The organism is Salmonella sp. 32082101201600294FB01SM01, assembly GCF_017572865.1.
Classification (GTDB): Bacteria; Pseudomonadota; Gammaproteobacteria; order Enterobacterales; family Enterobacteriaceae; genus Salmonella; species Salmonella enterica.
In genome coordinates, this window is record NZ_JAGESB010000001.1 from 22,742 (window position 1) to 39,081 (window position 16,340).

The following is a 16,340-nucleotide window of genomic DNA, read 5'->3' on the forward strand; positions in this document are numbered from 1 at the left end:
TGAATGTTTAAGCGAGTGAAGACAGAGAAGATAGAGAATATAAAGAGGGATATGAAGAAAAGAATTTCGTCTCGCCCACGGTCTCGTAAAGGTGGGGTACGTAATGATGACACATATCCGAATGCCAGTAACAATGCCGAAGCTTTTTATATCATTGAGTAGGAAATACATATTATGACCATAAGCCCAACTTTTCATCTGTTACCTGGTATTGTTCTGCTCTTTTCACAATATGCTGTAGCCTGGGAAGTCAGTTGCCCGGCTGTTATTGATACTCAGTCTTCTGCTGTGAGCCTGAAGTCTGATGTCCCAGCGGCGTGGCAGCTTTCTCCCCGATATATGTCGCGTTTATGGTTAAGTAGTATTGGGGTAACGCAGGGTAAACCTGAAAACCTGATGGATCTCAAACCAGAGACTAAAAAAGTAAACGGTGAAAATTGGTCTGTATGGGAAACAGAACGTGTTAGCGATAAAGAAACCGATCGCTATTGGGTTTCGTGTATTTATGGTCATGAACAGATATGGTTGACGCAACCAATACCTGCTTCTTCTACTCGCTGTAAGACTCGTAATTTTGAGGGATCGCCAGAAGACCAGTCTGTATCTTTTATCTGTAATTAGCGATTTGAGACGTGAAAATTTCAGTACAGGTTATGGTTTTTATTATCGGAAGTTATGAAGCATTATTTATATGCATTAAATAATGCAAATTCATAAAATAACTAAATACATTATCGGTACCGGAAAAATATACAGTCCTCTGTTCTCCTGAAGTTATTGGAGAAGGATTCTGTACGGCAATGATTTATCTATAAACAAAAAGATATGGATAAAATCAGGTTTATTTTAAGTAAAACTTAATAAGGATATAAAAATGGCTTATGACATTTTTTTGAAAATTGACGGCATTGATGGCGAGTCAATGGATGACAAACACAAAAATGAAATTGAAGTACTGAGCTGGCGCTGGAATATCCATCAGGAATCCACCATGCACGCCGGTAGCGGCCTCGGCTCCGGTAAGGTCTCCGTCACCAACCTGGATTTTGATCACTATATCGACCGCGCCAGCCCGAACCTGTTCAAATACTGCGCCTCCGGCAAGCACATTCCGCAGGCCATTCTGGTTATGCGTAAGGCTGGCGGCAATCCGCTGGAGTACCTCAAGTATACCTTCACCGACCTGATTGTCGCCGTGGTTTCCCCGAGCGGCAGCCACAATGGTGAAATCGCCTCCCGTGAAACGGTAGAGCTTTCTTTCAGCACCGTGAAGCAGGAATACGTGGTGCAGAACCAGCAGGGCGGCAGCGGCGGCACTATCACCGCAGGTTACGACTTCAAGGCGAACAAAGAAATTTAACGGCTGTTTTTCCGGCCAGATGTTATGTCTGGCTGGTTTTATTGTTTTGATTTTAAAGGAATTTACAGTGAATAAATGGCGTAACCCACTCGGTGGTTATGTGCGGTAGCTATGCCTTTTGCACTGCTCCTGCTTTCCGGATGCGGCCGCTACCTGACCCCTAATCGCAGCGGCCTGGCCTGAGCGTGAAAGCGTTTTACAAGGTGAATTCTGACAATCAGAAGAAAGCGGCGTCCATGAAGATACGTGTTGAGAATTAATGAGCTACACAGAATTTTTAGAGGGTAAGCAAAATGAACAGACCTTCATTCAATGAAGCGTGGCTGGCTTTTAGGAAGGTGAATCATTCCGTCGCTGATGTGGGTAGCATTATTGGTGGAAACGTTGGGAAAAATATAACTGGTGGTTATTTTCAAAATGCCTGTCCTATTCGAATGAGCTATGTTTTGAATGCGACAGGATTCCCAATAGCCCGTAACTCCCCGTATGCAAAGGTTAGTGGTGCCGATAATAAATTCTATATTTATCGCGTGAATGATATGATTGATCATCTTACTCATAATATGGGCAAGCCTGATCTTATTGTTAATAATCCGAAACAGAGTGACTTTATAGGGAAGAAAGGAATTATCGTAGTAAAAGGGCATGGCTGGAGCAATGCCAGAGGACACGTTACATTATGGAATGGCAGTATCTGTTCAGATCAGTGCCACTTATTAAATGACCCAGATAATGGACCATTTGTTCCTGAAGTTGGGACTCTGTGGATACTGCCATGAAATGGTTAATATTAGTTACTTTCAGCATAAGTGGAATGCTGGTATGGCAGCCATCTTTTGCACAAGAAGCATTGACCACACAATATTCACAGTCGGAACTCTTAAAAAATTGGGCGCTGAGTCATTGTCTGGCATTAGTATACAAAGATGATGTCGTTAAAAACGATGCCAGAGCTACGGCCAGTGCTTACCTTGAATATGGTAAACAATCTGTGGAGATTTATCATGAAATTGATGAGATTGCGAAAAAATATTCAGGGTTGAAATATAATGGCTCGATATCATCAGATTTTAATACCATGAAGTGCATAGATTTTATCCACGACAGTGAGTTAAATGAATTAATTGAAAGGCGTGTCGAGAAGTAAAATTCAAAGATATTAAAAGCATATGTTCTCTTGCTCTGATGAATTTATGGGTAATAGAGAGCTGTACAGTAATAGTTAATCTGTCCACCTAATAAAGCAGATAAATCAGGGCTTTATTTAGGTAGTTAAAAGGATAGTAGATATGTCTTATGATATTTTTCTGAAAATTGACGGCATCGACGGTGAGTCGATGGATGACAAACACAAAAATGAAATTGAAGTACTGAGCTGGCGCTGGAATATCCATCAGGAATCCACCATGCACGCCGGTAGCGGTCTCGGTTCCGGTAAAGTATCTGTTACTCATCTTTCATTTGAACATTACATCGATCGCGCCAGCCCGAACCTGTTCAAATACTGCTCTTCCGGCAAGCACATTCCGCAGGCCATTCTGGTTATGCGTAAGGCTGGCGGCAATCCGCTGGAGTACCTCAAGTACACCTTCACAGATCTGATTATTGCAATGGTATCGCCCAGCGGAAGCCAGGGAGGGGAAATTGCGTCTCGCGAATCAATTGAGCTCTCCTTCAGCACCGTGAAACAGGAATACGTGGTGCAGAACCAGCAGGGCGGCAGCGGCGGCACCATCACCGCAGGCTACGACTTCAAGGCCAACAAAGAAATTTAACGGTTGTTTTTCCGGCCAGATTTATATCTGGCCGGATTTATTGTTTTGATTTTAAAGGAATTTACAGTGAATAAATGGCGTAACCCCACTCGACGGTTATGTGCGGTAGCTATGCCTTTTGCACTGCTCCTGCTTTCCGGATGCGGCAGTAGCGATGCGTTACCTGACCTCGAATCACAGCGACTCGACCTGAGCGTGAAAGCCTCTGATAAGGTGAATCCTGACAATCAGAAGAAGGCCGCGCCCATTGAGATACGTGTTTATGAACTGAAAAATGACGCCGCTTTCACGACAGCCGATTACTGGTCGCTCCATGACAACGACAAATCCGTCCTTACCGACGATTTAGTGCGTCGCGACAGCTTTATTTTGCGTCCCGGCGAAGAGAAAAAACTGCGTCGCCCGCTGAATGCGCAGACCACGGCAATCGGCGTACTGGCCGGATACCGTAACCTGGCCAAATCGGTCTGGCGGGTAACCTACAAAATCCCGGAAGCCCCGGGAAAAGCCTGGTACAGCAACTTCGTACCGGGGAAAGGAAAAGTGCAGTTGGATGCGGAACTGGAACAAAGCGCTATTGTAATTACGGAACGGGATAAATGAATTATGAGCTGGAATGACCGCGTAGTCTGGAGTGAAGGACAATTTTTACTGCCGCAGATGTTTCAGCAGCAAGAGCGTTATCTGGAACACGTCATGCATTACCGCAGCCTGCCGCTGACCCCCTTTTTCTGGGGATTCAGCCACTACAATATTGATGGCGAAGCGCTGAACATCGGTAAACTGATACTGAAAGAGGCATCAGGGATTTTTCCTGACGGTACGCCGTTTAACGCACCGGACCATACCCCGCTGCCGCCGCCGCTGACCATCCTGCCGGAGCACCTGAACCAGCAGATTTGTCTGGCGGTACCGGTACGCGCGCCGAACAGCGAAGAAACTACGTTTGACAATAACCCGGAATCATTGGCGCGTTTCTCGGTACATGAACACGACATCCGCGACGCCAACTCGCTGGGACGTGGCGCGCAGTTATTACAGCTCAGTCACCTGCGCCTGCGGCTGCTGCCGGAAAAGGCGGTGACGGGCGCCTGGATTGGCCTGCCGCTGACCCGCATCATCGGGCTGAATCCTGACGGGCGGATAGATATCGACCACGACCTGATCCCGCCCATCATTAATTATCAGGCCAGTTCACTGATGTGTACCTGGCTGTCGTGGATCAACGATCTCATCCGGATGCGGGCCGATTCGCTGGCGGAACGGCTGACCGGCAGCGACAACCACGGCCATGAAGCAGCAGAGGTCTCCGATTACCTGCTGCTGCAAATTCTCAATCGCTTTGAGCCGCTGCTGACTCACCTGGCGAAAACCCCGCTGGCCCCGGAAGTGTTGTATCGCTACCTGTCCGAACTGGCCGGGGAACTCTCCACCTATGTGCGTCCACAAACGCGACGGCCCGCTGAATACAAAGAGTACAAACACCTGACGCCCTATGCCGGGTTGAAATCACTGGTCGATGAGGTGCAGTTCCTGCTGAATGCAGTACTGATCCGGGGCGCGCAGCGCATCGAGCTGAAAGAGGGGACTTACGGCATCCTGAATGCGGTGGTGGCCCCTTCCGATCTTGCCGATTTCAGCACGCTGGTACTGGCGATAAAGGCTTCAATGCCGACCGATGTGTTACTGCAACATTTTGCCGCCCAGACCAAAATCGGGCCATCCGATCGCCTGCCGGAACTGATCCGCTCGCATCTGCCGGGGCTGGCTTTGCAGGTTTTGCCTGTACCACCGCGCCAAATCCCGTTTCAGGCCGGATACATCTATTACGACATCCGCCGCGAGGGAGCATTGTGGGAACACATTGCCCGTTACGGCGGGATGGCCATGCATACCGCCGGGGAATTTCCGGGGCTGGAGACAGAACTGTGGGGAGTGCGCGATAAATGACAGACAGTACCCTGACGCCGCCAGCGGCGGACATGATGTCCTTTTTGTCCACCACGCCGGAGCATAAGGACAGTGAATATGAAACGCCGGTACACACCAGCCAGCGCACGGAACTCAATGTCATCGTTGAAGACGGTCCGGACAGCAAACTCCGGCTGGCTGAAATCAGCGCGGCGGCTAACCCGTTGCTCGCCGCTGCCCGGCCTTTATTGTGCGCTCTCGCAGCCATGCCCGCTAAACTGGATGCGGCCCTGGTAGAGCCTTACCGTAATCTGCTGGTACGCGAGATGCATCTGTACCAGACATTATGCGATCAGGCGAACCTGCGGCGCGAGCACGTACTGGCGGTACGTTACTGCCTGTGTACGGCGCTTGATGAAGCCGCCAATAACACAACCTGGGGACGGCGCGGCGTCTGGGCCGGAAAAAGCCTGCTGGTAACATTTCATGGTGAAAGCGAAGGCGGGATAAAACTTTTCCAGATCATCGGGCGTCTGGCGGCCAGCTTCCAGGAACATGGCAACGTACTGGAGGTTATCTACCACCTGCTGGGGCTGGGATTTGAAGGCCGCTACAGCGTGCAGCCAGACGGGCGTAAGCAACTGGACAATATTCGTCAGCAACTGCTGACACAGCTTTCACAGCGTCGCGATCCGGTCATGCCCGCGCTCTCGCCTGACTTTCAGGGGGCGATAAGCGGACGACTGCGGCGGATGCGCCGGGTGCCGGTCTGGCTGAGCGCCGGGATAGCCCTGTTGGCGATGCTGACGCTGTTTGGCCTTTACAGCCACCGGATGGATGTGCAGACCGTCACCGTACAACAGCATATTGATGCGATTGGTATAAAACTGCCGCCGCCGCCCGTGCCGGTTCATAAGCTGCGGTTGAAAATCCTGCTGGCAAACGAAATCGCCCGTGGCCTGCTGACCGTGGACGAAGATGACCAGCACAGTAGGGTGGTCTTCCGTGGCGACGCCATGTTTGTACCGGGACAAAAAACGGTGAGTGACGCAATCCGGCCAGTGATTAACAAAGCGGCGCGGGAAATCGCCCGCGTGGGCGGCGCAGTCACTGTAACGGGTCACACTGACAGCCAGCCCATTCATTCGGCTGAATTCCCATCCAACCTGGTGCTGTCGGAAAAACGGGCGGCGGAAGTTGCGGCGTTGCTGACCTCCGGCGGCGTACCTGCCGGACGGGTACATATCGTCGGCAAGGGCGATACGGTGCCGGTGGCGGATAACGGCAGTAAAGCCGGGCGGGCGAAAAACCGTCGGGTGGAAATTCTGGTAGTGGAGTGAATGAATGATAAAAAAATCGACCTATGATGTGTCTCATCATTCGGCAATATGTGGCGTGACGGGGGATTATTATCGGATCTCAGCGACATATCACATAAAACGATCTATCCGTGTTTTTTTGATCATTTTATGTTGTTTATTACCCGGTGGCGTTTTTGCCGGGTCCCTGATTAACGCAGGATTAATTTCCCCCGATAATGTCAACCTCAGTATACGGGATTTTCTGGGATTTTATGCCAGTGATAACGTACAGGAAAAAGATAATACACTGATGTATGTGTTGGGGGTAGCGGATGCCACAGAAGGTAAGACGTGGTGTGGATATGGTCAGGTTGACAGTATAACAATAAACCATACTGTGCTGACCTGGCTTGAACAGCACGCGGTGACAAAGCCTGATGTAAGGGCTTCAATACTAATAGAGGAAGCATTAGTTAAAAATTTTCCCTGTCAGAGGACAGACCCCTCTATAAAAATTGCTTCCCGGTCATCTCCCATTTTATCCCTGACTCCGGATGCGCTTAATCTTTCAGGTAATGACTTTTTTAAATTTTGGGTGTCTGGTAATCAACGGGATAAACTCAGGGCGGGTGTCTATCTGCTCGGCGTGGAGGATGCGACAGAGAACAAACTGTGGTGTGGATACGCTTTATTTAAGACGCTAACATTAAATGAATTAGTCTATGTTTCTCTTAAAAATAAAACCAATGAGGAACTGAATTCTCGCGCGGCTGAACTTATCATAAATAAATTAATAGAGTATCCCTGTAATATATAAAATCATTCAAGTTGCATCAAGGCGGCAAGGGAGTGAATCCCCAGGAACGTACATTAGTTCGTGACTGGGGTGAGCGAGGAAAGCCAACACACATGCAGCCTGAAGTATGACAGGTATACCCTGTGATAATGTTATCGCTGCCAGTTCAGATAAAGTATTGGTGGTAAAGTCTTGGTGGTAAAGGATTGATATGTTTAAGGTGATGGTCTGTCTGTTGGTGGGTATTCCTGCCATTTCTTATGCGCAGGGTTATGGGTGTGCTACGGTTGGAGCATCAATGGAGTCATCGTTATTTGATGCCATAAAAAATGACCTGAATATAGATGTCGCTACTATTATAAAGGATAAAACAAAGTGTATCTAAGGTCTATGCAGAATCTCTGGCCAGGATGGATTATGAAAAAGATAAGGCCAAAAATAAAGTGGCAATATTAGATAAAAAATTCTATTCCGATAGTTACTATGAAAATCAGGTTAAATCTATCGTGGCAAAATATACCTATATTAACAAAGATAAAGAAAAAGATATTTTCATTGCATCCAGCTTCATGAATGCTGATGAGTGTTCTGTAAGATTTAATGGTTATATTACTTTATCCAGGGAATTTTAAAATATTGATTATTGGGTGGCGAGTCGAAATATAATGCAAAAATTTCTTAGTCTGCTTTTTTCCCGGCGCGCGCTGGCAGTTGTGGGCGTTCTGGTTCTGGCGCTACTGGTCTGGTTTGTCGGGCCGCTGGTGTCATTTGATACCCTGCGCCCGCTGGCCTCCGTGGGTAGCCGGGTAGTGACCATTGCCCTGTTGCTGATGCTGCTGGTACTGTGGCTGGTCAACTGGTCGATGAGTATCATCGGCATCAGTGTCCTGTGCCTGGCGATTGGCTTCGTCACACCGCTGCTGGCCCTGGGCGATGTCCATCCGTTTGCGCCGTTGTGGGTTCGCCTGACCCTGATTGGTTTCATCCTGTTGATGTACGCGCTGTACGGCCTGTACCGGCTGTGGCGTGCGCTGCGTATGGATGAACAACTGCTGCGTCGCTTCCTGCATCCGCGCGGGGAAGAGGTACCGGTGGCAGGCGAGATCAAAGCCGACCTGCGCACCGTCAACCATATTGTCACGCAGGCCATCCGGCAACTGCGGCAGTTGCGGGTGGATATGCCTGGCTGGCGTAAAATCTTCGAGGGAAAACGCTTTCTGTATGAGCTGCCGTGGTTCATGGTGGTCGGCAGTCCCGGCGACGGCAAAACCACGGCCCTGCTGAACACCGGATTGCAGTTCCCGCTGGCGGAGCAAATGGAGCAGACCTCGCGCATCCTGACGGTGCCGGGTGGCGGCACGCTACACTGCGACTGGTGGTTTACCAACGAAGCAGTGTTGATTGATACGGCCGGACGCTACGCCCGCCACGATGACGGCGGAGAAGTGAGCGCCGCGCAGCGTAACGCCGGAGAGTGGCAGGGCTTTCTCGGTCTGCTGCGTAAACATCGCCCCGGCGCGCCGCTTAACGGCGTGATCCTGACGCTAAACGTGGCGGATTTAACCGCGCAGTCACCGGCGGAACGCCTGGCGGCCTGCGCTGCCTTACGTGCGCGGCTGGCCGATTTGCGTGAGACGCTGGGCATTCGCTTCCCGGTCTATCTGGTGGTCACCAAAATGGATCTGTTGCCGGGCTTCAGTGACTATTTTCGCACGCTGACCAGCCATCTTCGCGCACAAATCTGGGGCTTCACGTTGCCGTACAGCCGCAGGCGAAAAGCGGGCGACCCGCAGGCGCTGCACGCCGCCTGCGCGCAGGAGCTGGCACGCCTGACGCTGCGGCTGGATCAGGGACTGGATACCCGGTTACAGGAAGAGTACGACCTTAAAAGCCGCCAGCGGCTGTATACCTTCCCGCGTGAGTTCGCCGCCCTCGGCGAGCCGTTGCTGGAGGCTATTGAACAGATCTTCCTCGATTCAAAATTCGATGCCACGCAACTGAATAACACGCTGCGCGGGGTGTTTTTCACCAGCGCCGCGCAGGCGCAGGCCGACGCCGTGGCCGACCAGTTGAGTATCTGGCAGCGCTTTGTCCGGGCGATAAAAACCGCCCGTGGCGAATCCTCCACCTCTCTCCCACACGCTCTGCCGGACGGCAACCGCAGCTACTTTCTGCATGATCTGCTAACACAGTTTATTTTCCGTGAAGCGCACCTGGTGGAGCCAAACCTCCAGTGGGCCTGGCGTTACCGCCTGCTGCGCCTCGGCGGGCACCTGCTGGTACTGGTGCTGGCATTCCTGTTGTGGCAGGGGATGCAGACCAGCCAGCAGACCAACGGCGACTATCTGAATGAAATCAGCGCCCGCGCGACCCGGCTGGACGGCGAGGTGAAAGCCTACACCGGTAAACCGGCGATGGCTCCCGTCCCGGCACTGCTGGACAGCGCAAGGGAACTGTCCGCCTGGCCGGAACTGGACCCGGACGCGCCGCCGCTGACCTGGCGCTACGGCCTGTACAGCGTACCGCCGGTAACCGACAGCGTGGCGTCGCTGTACAACCGCCTGCTGGATCAACTGCTGCTGCCGCCGCTGGTGAAACGGATGGAGTATGTGCTGGCAGACGCCATTGCCCGTCAGGACAGTAAAGCTGCGTATGATGCCCTGCGCATCTATCTGCTACTGAATCTGGATAAAAATCACGAAGATAAATACAACGCGGCGGAGATCCAGTCGTGGGTGATTAACGATCTGGGGAACAGCGACAGCGTGGCCGGGTTCGGCGGGCGCGCCGCCGTGCTGACGCATATCGAAGCGCTGTTTGACGGCAGCCGGGTGGTGCATTCACCGTATGAGAAAGATGAGGCGCTGATCCGCCAGGCGCGGGCATTCCTCGACGGTCACACCAGTACCGAGCGTATCTATGCGCGGGCGCTGGCGGCAATGGAGAGCGAAGCGCCGCAGGAGTTCACGCTGGTACGCGCCGTCGGCGCGGATGCGGGAACGGTGTTTGTGCGTAGCAACGGCGCGCCGTTGGATCGGGGCGTGCCGGGTATTTTTACCCGTGAAGGTTACCGGGAGCTGTTCGACAAACGATTACCGGAATTTGTGGCGGCGGCGACGGCGAACGATGGCTGGGTGATGGGCCGGGAGAGTACGCCAAAAAAGCTGACTGACAGCCTGCGCAGCCAGATACCGGGGCAGGAGCAGTCTGTCGCCCGCGAAGTCCGCCGTTTGTACCTGACGGAATATGCCCGCCGCTGGCAGGATTTTCTGGACAGTATCCATAGTATCAACAGTGCCGGGGAAGAGGGCAGTTCCGGCCTGGCCTATGATTTACAGGTGCTGCGCACCCTGGCGTCGCCGGACTCACCGCTGATGCGGCTGGGAAAAGCGGTGGTGGAGCAGACCACGCTGGTGCCGCCGCCGGACCCGCAGGCCAGACAGAAACAACTGGCGCAGCGCGCATCCGGTAACGCGGGGAAAGTGGTACAGACGGCAAAACTGTTCCAGGATATTCACCCGGAAGAACGGCTGGAAAAAACGCTGGTGGATGACCGTTTCGCCGCGCTGCGCGAGGTCATTGCCGGGCGGACGGACGGCGGACAGAGCGGCAGTGGGACGATGCAGATCGCTTCGCTGCTGACCATGCTCAACGAGTATTACACCCAACTGACCATTGCTGATAGCGCGCTGGCAGCGGGGACGTTGCCAGCGCGCATTACTGCCGCAGACAAGTTGCAACTGGAGGCGGCGAAACTGCCCGCGCCGCTGAAAAACATCCTGCTGGATCTGACGAAGCAGGGAACGCGCAAAATCAACGCCGGGACCGGCGACGTGCTGAACACCCAGATGGAGGCGATGATGGGCGACGACTGCCGTGACGCCATCGACGGGCGCTATCCGTTCGCCGACAGTCCGCAGGAGGTCAGCGCCGAGGACTTTAACCGCATCTTCGCCAGCGGTGGCGTACTGGATGCTTTCTGGAGCAAACAACTGGCTCCGCTGGTGGATACCGCCAGCGATCCGTGGCGCTACAAACCGACCGAAGGCAACATGACGTTGCAGGGGCCGGATTTAACGCCGTTTCAGCAGGCGAAGCAGATCCGCAGCGTATTTTTTAACAGCGAGGGCGGGAAAAAATTTTCCTGGTCGATGCAGATTAGCGTGGTGGATATGGACCCGGCCATCACGGAACTGGTGATTGATATCGACGGCCAGGTGCTGCGCTACGCCCATGGTCCGGACCGGCCCCTGAAAGTGACGTGGCCGGGACCGCGCAACGGCTCGATGGCGGAAATCACCGCCAGCCCGCGTATTCGCCAGGACACCTCAACGCTACTGACCGGCGGGCCGTGGGCGCTGTTTCATCTGCTGGACGCCGGAAAGGTGCAGGAAACGGCGGTGCGGGGGCGACAACTGGTGGAATATGATTTTGACGGTCGCCGGGTGGTGCTGGAAATCACCGCCGGGCGGGATTTTAACCCGGTCAGCCGGGAGCTGTTGCAGAACTTCAGTTGTCCGGCGAGGGCGTTGTAATGCGCCGGCCAGCGGTGGTATCAGCCCCGGCGATGTTCGGCAGGCTGCCGGACCAGCGCGACTATGTGCGCTGGCGGGTGGGCGCTGAAGAGGGACGAATATGGCAGGACTGGCTGAACCGCCAGACGTGGGTGGGCAGCGGGCGGCATATCGTGTTGCCGGGAGGCCAGACGACAGATGAAGAGCGTGACGGCTGGATGCACCTGTCGCCGCGTGGCGAACATGATATGCCCGCGCCGGAACACCATCCGCTGCCGTGGAGCTTTGTAATGTCGCCGGGATTTTTGCCGATGGGGGGGACGACTGACTGGCTGACCGGAGTGCTGATGGCGTCACGGGATAGCGTGGGACGCCCGTGGCCTCTGGTGATTTACCAGCGCTGTGGTCGGGAGTGGCTGGACGAGAGTTTGCAGGAGACGCAGGGCTGGCTGTACTGGCTGGCGAGGCTGGCGGCGCAGCATATCACGCCGGACACGATGCGGCGCGGGCGGCTGACGGAGCAGATGGACCAGCTATGGGCGATGTGGCAGCCGGGGCCGTGGTGGGCGCAGTGGCTGCGCGGGTTACGACGTACATCGCAACGCAGCCGGGAACTGACCGGGCTGCCGGATGAAGCACCGGTAGTAGAACTGCCGGGCGTGCGTTATCTGCCGTGGCCGGGCTGGCCGGGTAAGACGCTGGGGCAGGCAACACCGGGGCAAGGCTGGTTCTGGCAGCAGAACAGTGAAGGGCGGTATGTGGATGCGCTGCGGCTGGCGGAGAATAACAGGAGGGAAGAGTGAAAGACTTATGGCAGACAGCACTGAACACGCAAGAACAAAATAGTTTCGCTGCAACCTGTAAGCCAGAAGATAATTTGTTGTTAAACGGTGTATTTTTGTGGGTTGAAACCACAGGTGCGGGTCATGCTTTTGTCTCTGTACATATGGATAATTCTGTTTATTTGTACACTTACGGGCGGTATGGAAGGACTGGCTCTAGTGCGACTGTCGGAGATGGTATTTTAAATTTCTTTGAAGATGAAGATGCCCGATCTTATTATCGTTATGAGCTATATCAGATGGAAGCACATGTGTTTGAAATAAATGATGCTAATCCGATATTGGTTCGTGAATTTTTTGAAAAATTGTGGAATGCAGCAAAACCACCTGTTCCTACAAAATCAATGACGGACAGGGTAAAGTTGCGGGGGCGTACAATTGATATTTATGATGTAACCGGAAATAATTGTACGACACACTCCGTTGAGGGGATTAAATATTCTGGTTCGAAAATATTTGAGACAAAATATATATTACCTTCTATACAGTCATCATTTGGGGTATCTGCTTCGCCACAGTTAACAGTTGACACAGAGATAGATTTCACGATCCCTTTCTCATTACAACAATACCTTATTGAGAAAAGTTCTGATTTTTCATCAATGTCAGTAATGAATATGACCAGTGAATTCAGGCAACAATATCCTAATATTGGTGATAAAAGTGGAGCAGCACAGGGATTGAGCGCTGTACTGATGGGGGTGGGAGCAAAAAGTTCTGCTTCATCAGGTACCTCGTCGCCATATTCTGGTGGTACATCTGGCGGTTCTCTGGGGAGTTCATACAATGACAAATAAATTCTGGATACGCTGGGGGATTATTTTATTTATCTCTGCCATTTATTATATTGTTGTTTTTTATTTTAATATTATATTTGCAGTGAACTACTCGGAAACGATGAGCATGGGAGGGGATTTTAGTTCGTCCCAGTGTGTCTGGTTTGCCAGACAACTCTTATCGGATCATAATTATGTGTTCATTGTTTCAGTTGTGGGTTTTTTAATTTGTATGCCACTTATTTTGCTGGCTTTCAAAAAAATAAGATAAGCATTGCATTTTTTTTGAAACGTAAGCGCTTTTTTGTGCTTTTTAAAATATGTTTGTGCCAGTGGAATGTTATTTCCGACTGCCAAATACTGCGCTTAAATTTAGTATTAAAGGAGCAAATACCATGAGTTTTGTATCCACAAATAATAAATCCGGTATGGGGGGGCTGACGACAACCACGCCGCCGATAACAGGTGAAAACAGTGGAACTACAGCAGGTTCGGTTGCCGGAAGCGTGGCGGGAGCCGCAGAAGCGGCAGTGGAACAGGCGCTGGGATCTCTGATGGGCGACCTGCCTGAACCGTCGGGGTTGGTGAAAGCAGCGGTGGCTGCGGCGGCACAGGCTGCGGCAGCGGCGGGCGCGGCGCAGGATGTGATATCGGCACTAATTTCTGGTGCAACCAGCGGGCCGGGCGCACATAACGTGACGGTCAGCGGCAGCGCAGTTCCACCGCAGATGCTGCTGTTTTCCAGTCTGAACGGCTCGGAAGCTCTCGGTAGCTTGTTTACCTACATCGTACAGCTAAAAACGCCCGACACCCTGAATCTGGGCTATGTCTCCCCCGCAGCCAACCTGCCGCTTAAAGCCATGGTGGGCAAAGATTTGTGCGTCAACATCGAACTGGATGGCGGCGGTAAACGGCATATCAGCGGGCTGGTCACGGCGGCGCGGGTGGTGGGCCATGAAGGGCGTTCGGTTACCTATGAGCTGCGTATGGAGCCGTGGGTAAAACTGCTGACCCATACCAGCGACTACAAAGCATTCCAGAATAAAACCGTGGTGGATATTCTGGATGAGGTTCTGGCGGAATACCCCTACCCGGTGGAAAAGCGACTGGTGGAAAGCTACCCGGTACGTACCTGGCAGGTGCAGTACGGTGAAACTGATTTTGATTTTCTTCAGCGACTGATGCAGGAGTGGGGCATCTACTGGTGGTTTGAGCACAGCGAGGACAGCCACACGCTGGTGCTGGCGGATGCCATCAGTACACATCACGCCTGCCCGGATTCACCGGAGGTAGAATGGCATCAAAAAGGGTTAAAGCTGGATAAAGCATTTATCCACACCATTATAGCCAATGAAAGTCTGCGTACCGGGCAGTGGGTACTGGATGATTTTGACTTTAAAAAACCGCGCTCGCGGCTGGCGAACACAGTGGCAAACCCGCGTGAAACCGGCCATGCCAGTTACGAACACTACGAATGGCCGGGCGATTATTTCGACAAGGGCGAAGGCGAAATGCTGACGCGCATTCGTATGGAAGCGCAGCGCAGCCCTGGCAGCCGGGTTCACGGTGCCGGGAATATCCGTACGCTGATGACTGGCTACACCTTTGCGTTGATGAATCACCCTACGGCAGAACTCAACCAGGAATATCTGTTGGCGCAGACTACGCTGTTTGTGCAGGACAACGCGCAGCACAGCGGGCAGGACCAGCACTTTACCTTCTCCACCCGTTTTGAACTGCACCCCACCCGCGAGGTGTACCGCCCGCAGCGAACCATCAGCAAACCCCACACCAAAGGGCCGCAGAGCGCCATTGTCACCGGCCCGTCGGGCCAGGAAATCTGGACGGATCAGTACGGGCGGGTAAAGGTGCAGTTTGGCTGGGACCGTTACGGCAAAATGGATGAAAACAGCTCCTGCTGGATACGCGTCAGCTACCCATGGGCGGGCAAAGGCTTCGGGATGATCCAGATCCCGCGTATCGGCCAGGAAGTGCTGGTGGATTTCAAAAACGGCGATCCGGATCTGCCGATCATCGTGGGGCGTACCTACAACCAGGACACCATGCCGCCGTGGGGACTGCCGGGAATGGCGTCGCAGAGCGGGATCTTCAGCCACTCGCTGTATGGCGGGCCAACGAATGGCAACATGCTGCGTTTTGACGACAAAACCGGCGCGGAGGAAGTGAAGTTCCACGCGGAAAAAGATCTCAACACCACGGTGAAGAATAATGAAACACATACGGTAAATGCCGACCGGACAAAGACCATTATCCATAACGAAATTACAAAAGTGCATATTGATCGCACGGAAGATGTTTTTGGTAAGCATACTGAGACGATTAAGGGAAACCGCAATGTCAAGGTGACGGAAGGGGATCAGCTCCTGACTGTGGAGAAAGGGATACGGGAGGTAACGGTAAAAACTGGCACCAGTACTGAAACGGTTGAAAAAGATATCTCTATTACATCCATTTCCGGGGCTATTCATCTGACGGCAAAAACACAGATTACGCTAACCGTAGGTAAAAGCTCACTCACCATGAATTCAGACGGCACCATCACATTGAACGGCCCCACCCATTTGGCACTCAATCCACAGTAAAAATAGCTGCATTCAATAGGATTTATCTCCATGCAATACCTTATTAATGAAGGACATTTTTCCCTGCCCGGAAACTGGCAGGATAACACGATGAACATTTTGACACCGGTGCTGAGCGACATTGCAGGCGCAAACCTGGTGGTCACGCGTGAAATTCTGCCGGAAGGGGCGGAGTTCAGTGATTATCTGGCGGTACAGAAGAAGAAATTCCGTACTGAGCTGAAGGCGATGACATTCACGGTGGAAGAATCCTGCCATGTGGAAGAGCGTCCGGCGGAATACTGGGAGTTTAGCTGGAACAACAACGGAATAACGATACAACAGCTACTGCTGGTGATACTTAACGGTCGTCAGGTGCTGACGCTGACCTATTCCTCAACGCAGGCGCTGGCAGAGGAAGATCGTAAAACGATGCGGGGGACATTGTTGCATTTTCGTTTTGGGATGCCGCAGGACAAATAA

15 protein-coding genes and 2 pseudogenes are annotated in these 16,340 nt (G+C 52.5%); all 17 read left to right on the forward strand.

What is annotated here, in order from left to right:
• Positions 1-3: 3 nt before the first annotated feature.
• Positions 4-162 (forward strand): BPSL0067 family protein, encoded by a 159-nt coding sequence (locus tag J4645_RS00130; protein ID WP_001632431.1) that lies wholly within the window; start codon positions 4-6, stop codon positions 160-162.
• Positions 163-174: 12 nt separating this feature from the next.
• Positions 175-621, forward strand: a complete 447-nt coding sequence (locus tag J4645_RS22370) for an STY0301 family protein (RefSeq protein WP_001602342.1) — start codon at positions 175-177, stop codon at positions 619-621.
• A 253-nt stretch (positions 622-874) separates the two neighbouring features.
• Positions 875-1,360 (forward strand): Hcp family type VI secretion system effector, encoded by a 486-nt coding sequence (locus J4645_RS00140; protein ID WP_000312803.1) that lies wholly within the window; start codon positions 875-877, stop codon positions 1,358-1,360.
• Positions 1,361-1,427: 67 nt separating this feature from the next.
• A pseudogene (locus J4645_RS22130) lies at positions 1,428-1,611 on the forward strand (type VI secretion system lipoprotein TssJ); the annotation flags it as partial.
• 42 nt (positions 1,612-1,653) lie between these two features.
• Positions 1,654-2,139 carry a type VI secretion system amidase effector protein Tae4 gene (locus tag J4645_RS00150; protein WP_001081548.1) on the forward strand — a complete coding sequence of 162 codons (486 nt, stop codon included), beginning with the start codon at positions 1,654-1,656 and terminating at the stop codon, positions 2,137-2,139.
• Positions 2,124-2,507 (forward strand): type VI secretion system amidase immunity protein Tai4, encoded by a 384-nt coding sequence (locus J4645_RS00155; RefSeq protein WP_000379083.1) that lies wholly within the window; start codon positions 2,124-2,126, stop codon positions 2,505-2,507. Before J4645_RS00150 ends, J4645_RS00155 begins: the two co-directional genes overlap by 16 nt.
• Positions 2,508-2,649: 142 nt before the next feature.
• Positions 2,650-3,135 carry an Hcp family type VI secretion system effector gene (locus J4645_RS00160; protein WP_000119439.1) on the forward strand — a complete coding sequence of 162 codons (486 nt, stop codon included), beginning with the start codon at positions 2,650-2,652 and terminating at the stop codon, positions 3,133-3,135.
• Positions 3,136-3,201: 66 nt separating this feature from the next.
• Positions 3,202-3,738 carry a type VI secretion system lipoprotein TssJ gene (gene tssJ, locus J4645_RS00165; RefSeq protein WP_023214851.1) on the forward strand — a complete coding sequence of 179 codons (537 nt, stop codon included), beginning with the start codon at positions 3,202-3,204 and terminating at the stop codon, positions 3,736-3,738.
• 3 nt (positions 3,739-3,741) lie between these two features.
• Complete coding sequence (gene tssK, locus J4645_RS00170; protein WP_000118729.1) at positions 3,742-5,085, forward strand: type VI secretion system baseplate subunit TssK; 1,344 nt, start codon at positions 3,742-3,744, stop codon at positions 5,083-5,085.
• A complete protein-coding gene (tssL, locus tag J4645_RS00175) occupies positions 5,082-6,386 on the forward strand; it encodes a type VI secretion system protein TssL, long form (protein WP_000132483.1) in 1,305 nt (434 codons plus the stop codon). The genes tssK and tssL overlap by 4 nt, the downstream gene beginning before the upstream one ends.
• Positions 6,387-6,390: 4 nt before the next feature.
• On the forward strand, positions 6,391-7,164 hold the full coding sequence (locus J4645_RS00180) for a Rap1a/Tai family immunity protein (RefSeq protein WP_001632438.1): 774 nt from the start codon (positions 6,391-6,393) through the stop codon (positions 7,162-7,164).
• Between the two features lie 202 nt (positions 7,165-7,366).
• Positions 7,367-7,775: pseudogene (locus J4645_RS00185) on the forward strand (Shiga toxin A subunit).
• Between the two features lie 33 nt (positions 7,776-7,808).
• Entirely contained in the window at positions 7,809-11,678 is a 3,870-nt protein-coding gene (gene tssM / locus J4645_RS00190; RefSeq protein ID WP_023217544.1) for a type VI secretion system membrane subunit TssM, read from the forward strand.
• The gene (locus J4645_RS00195; protein ID WP_023214853.1) at positions 11,678-12,460 is read left to right on the forward strand and encodes a TagF domain-containing protein; all 783 of its coding nucleotides are present in this window, start codon (positions 11,678-11,680) and stop codon (positions 12,458-12,460) included. The genes tssM and J4645_RS00195 overlap by 1 nt, the downstream gene beginning before the upstream one ends.
• Positions 12,457-13,296, forward strand: coding sequence for a hypothetical protein (locus J4645_RS00200; RefSeq protein WP_000654209.1), 840 nt, complete (start codon positions 12,457-12,459; stop codon positions 13,294-13,296). Before J4645_RS00195 ends, J4645_RS00200 begins: the two co-directional genes overlap by 4 nt.
• Before the next feature lie 374 nt (positions 13,297-13,670).
• Positions 13,671-15,878: a type VI secretion system tip protein TssI/VgrG gene (gene tssI / locus J4645_RS00205; protein WP_023214855.1), complete on the forward strand. Its 2,208-nt coding sequence runs from the start codon at positions 13,671-13,673 to the stop codon at positions 15,876-15,878.
• A 30-nt stretch (positions 15,879-15,908) separates the two neighbouring features.
• The gene (locus tag J4645_RS00210; RefSeq protein WP_001199685.1) at positions 15,909-16,340 is read left to right on the forward strand and encodes a DcrB-related protein; all 432 of its coding nucleotides are present in this window, start codon (positions 15,909-15,911) and stop codon (positions 16,338-16,340) included.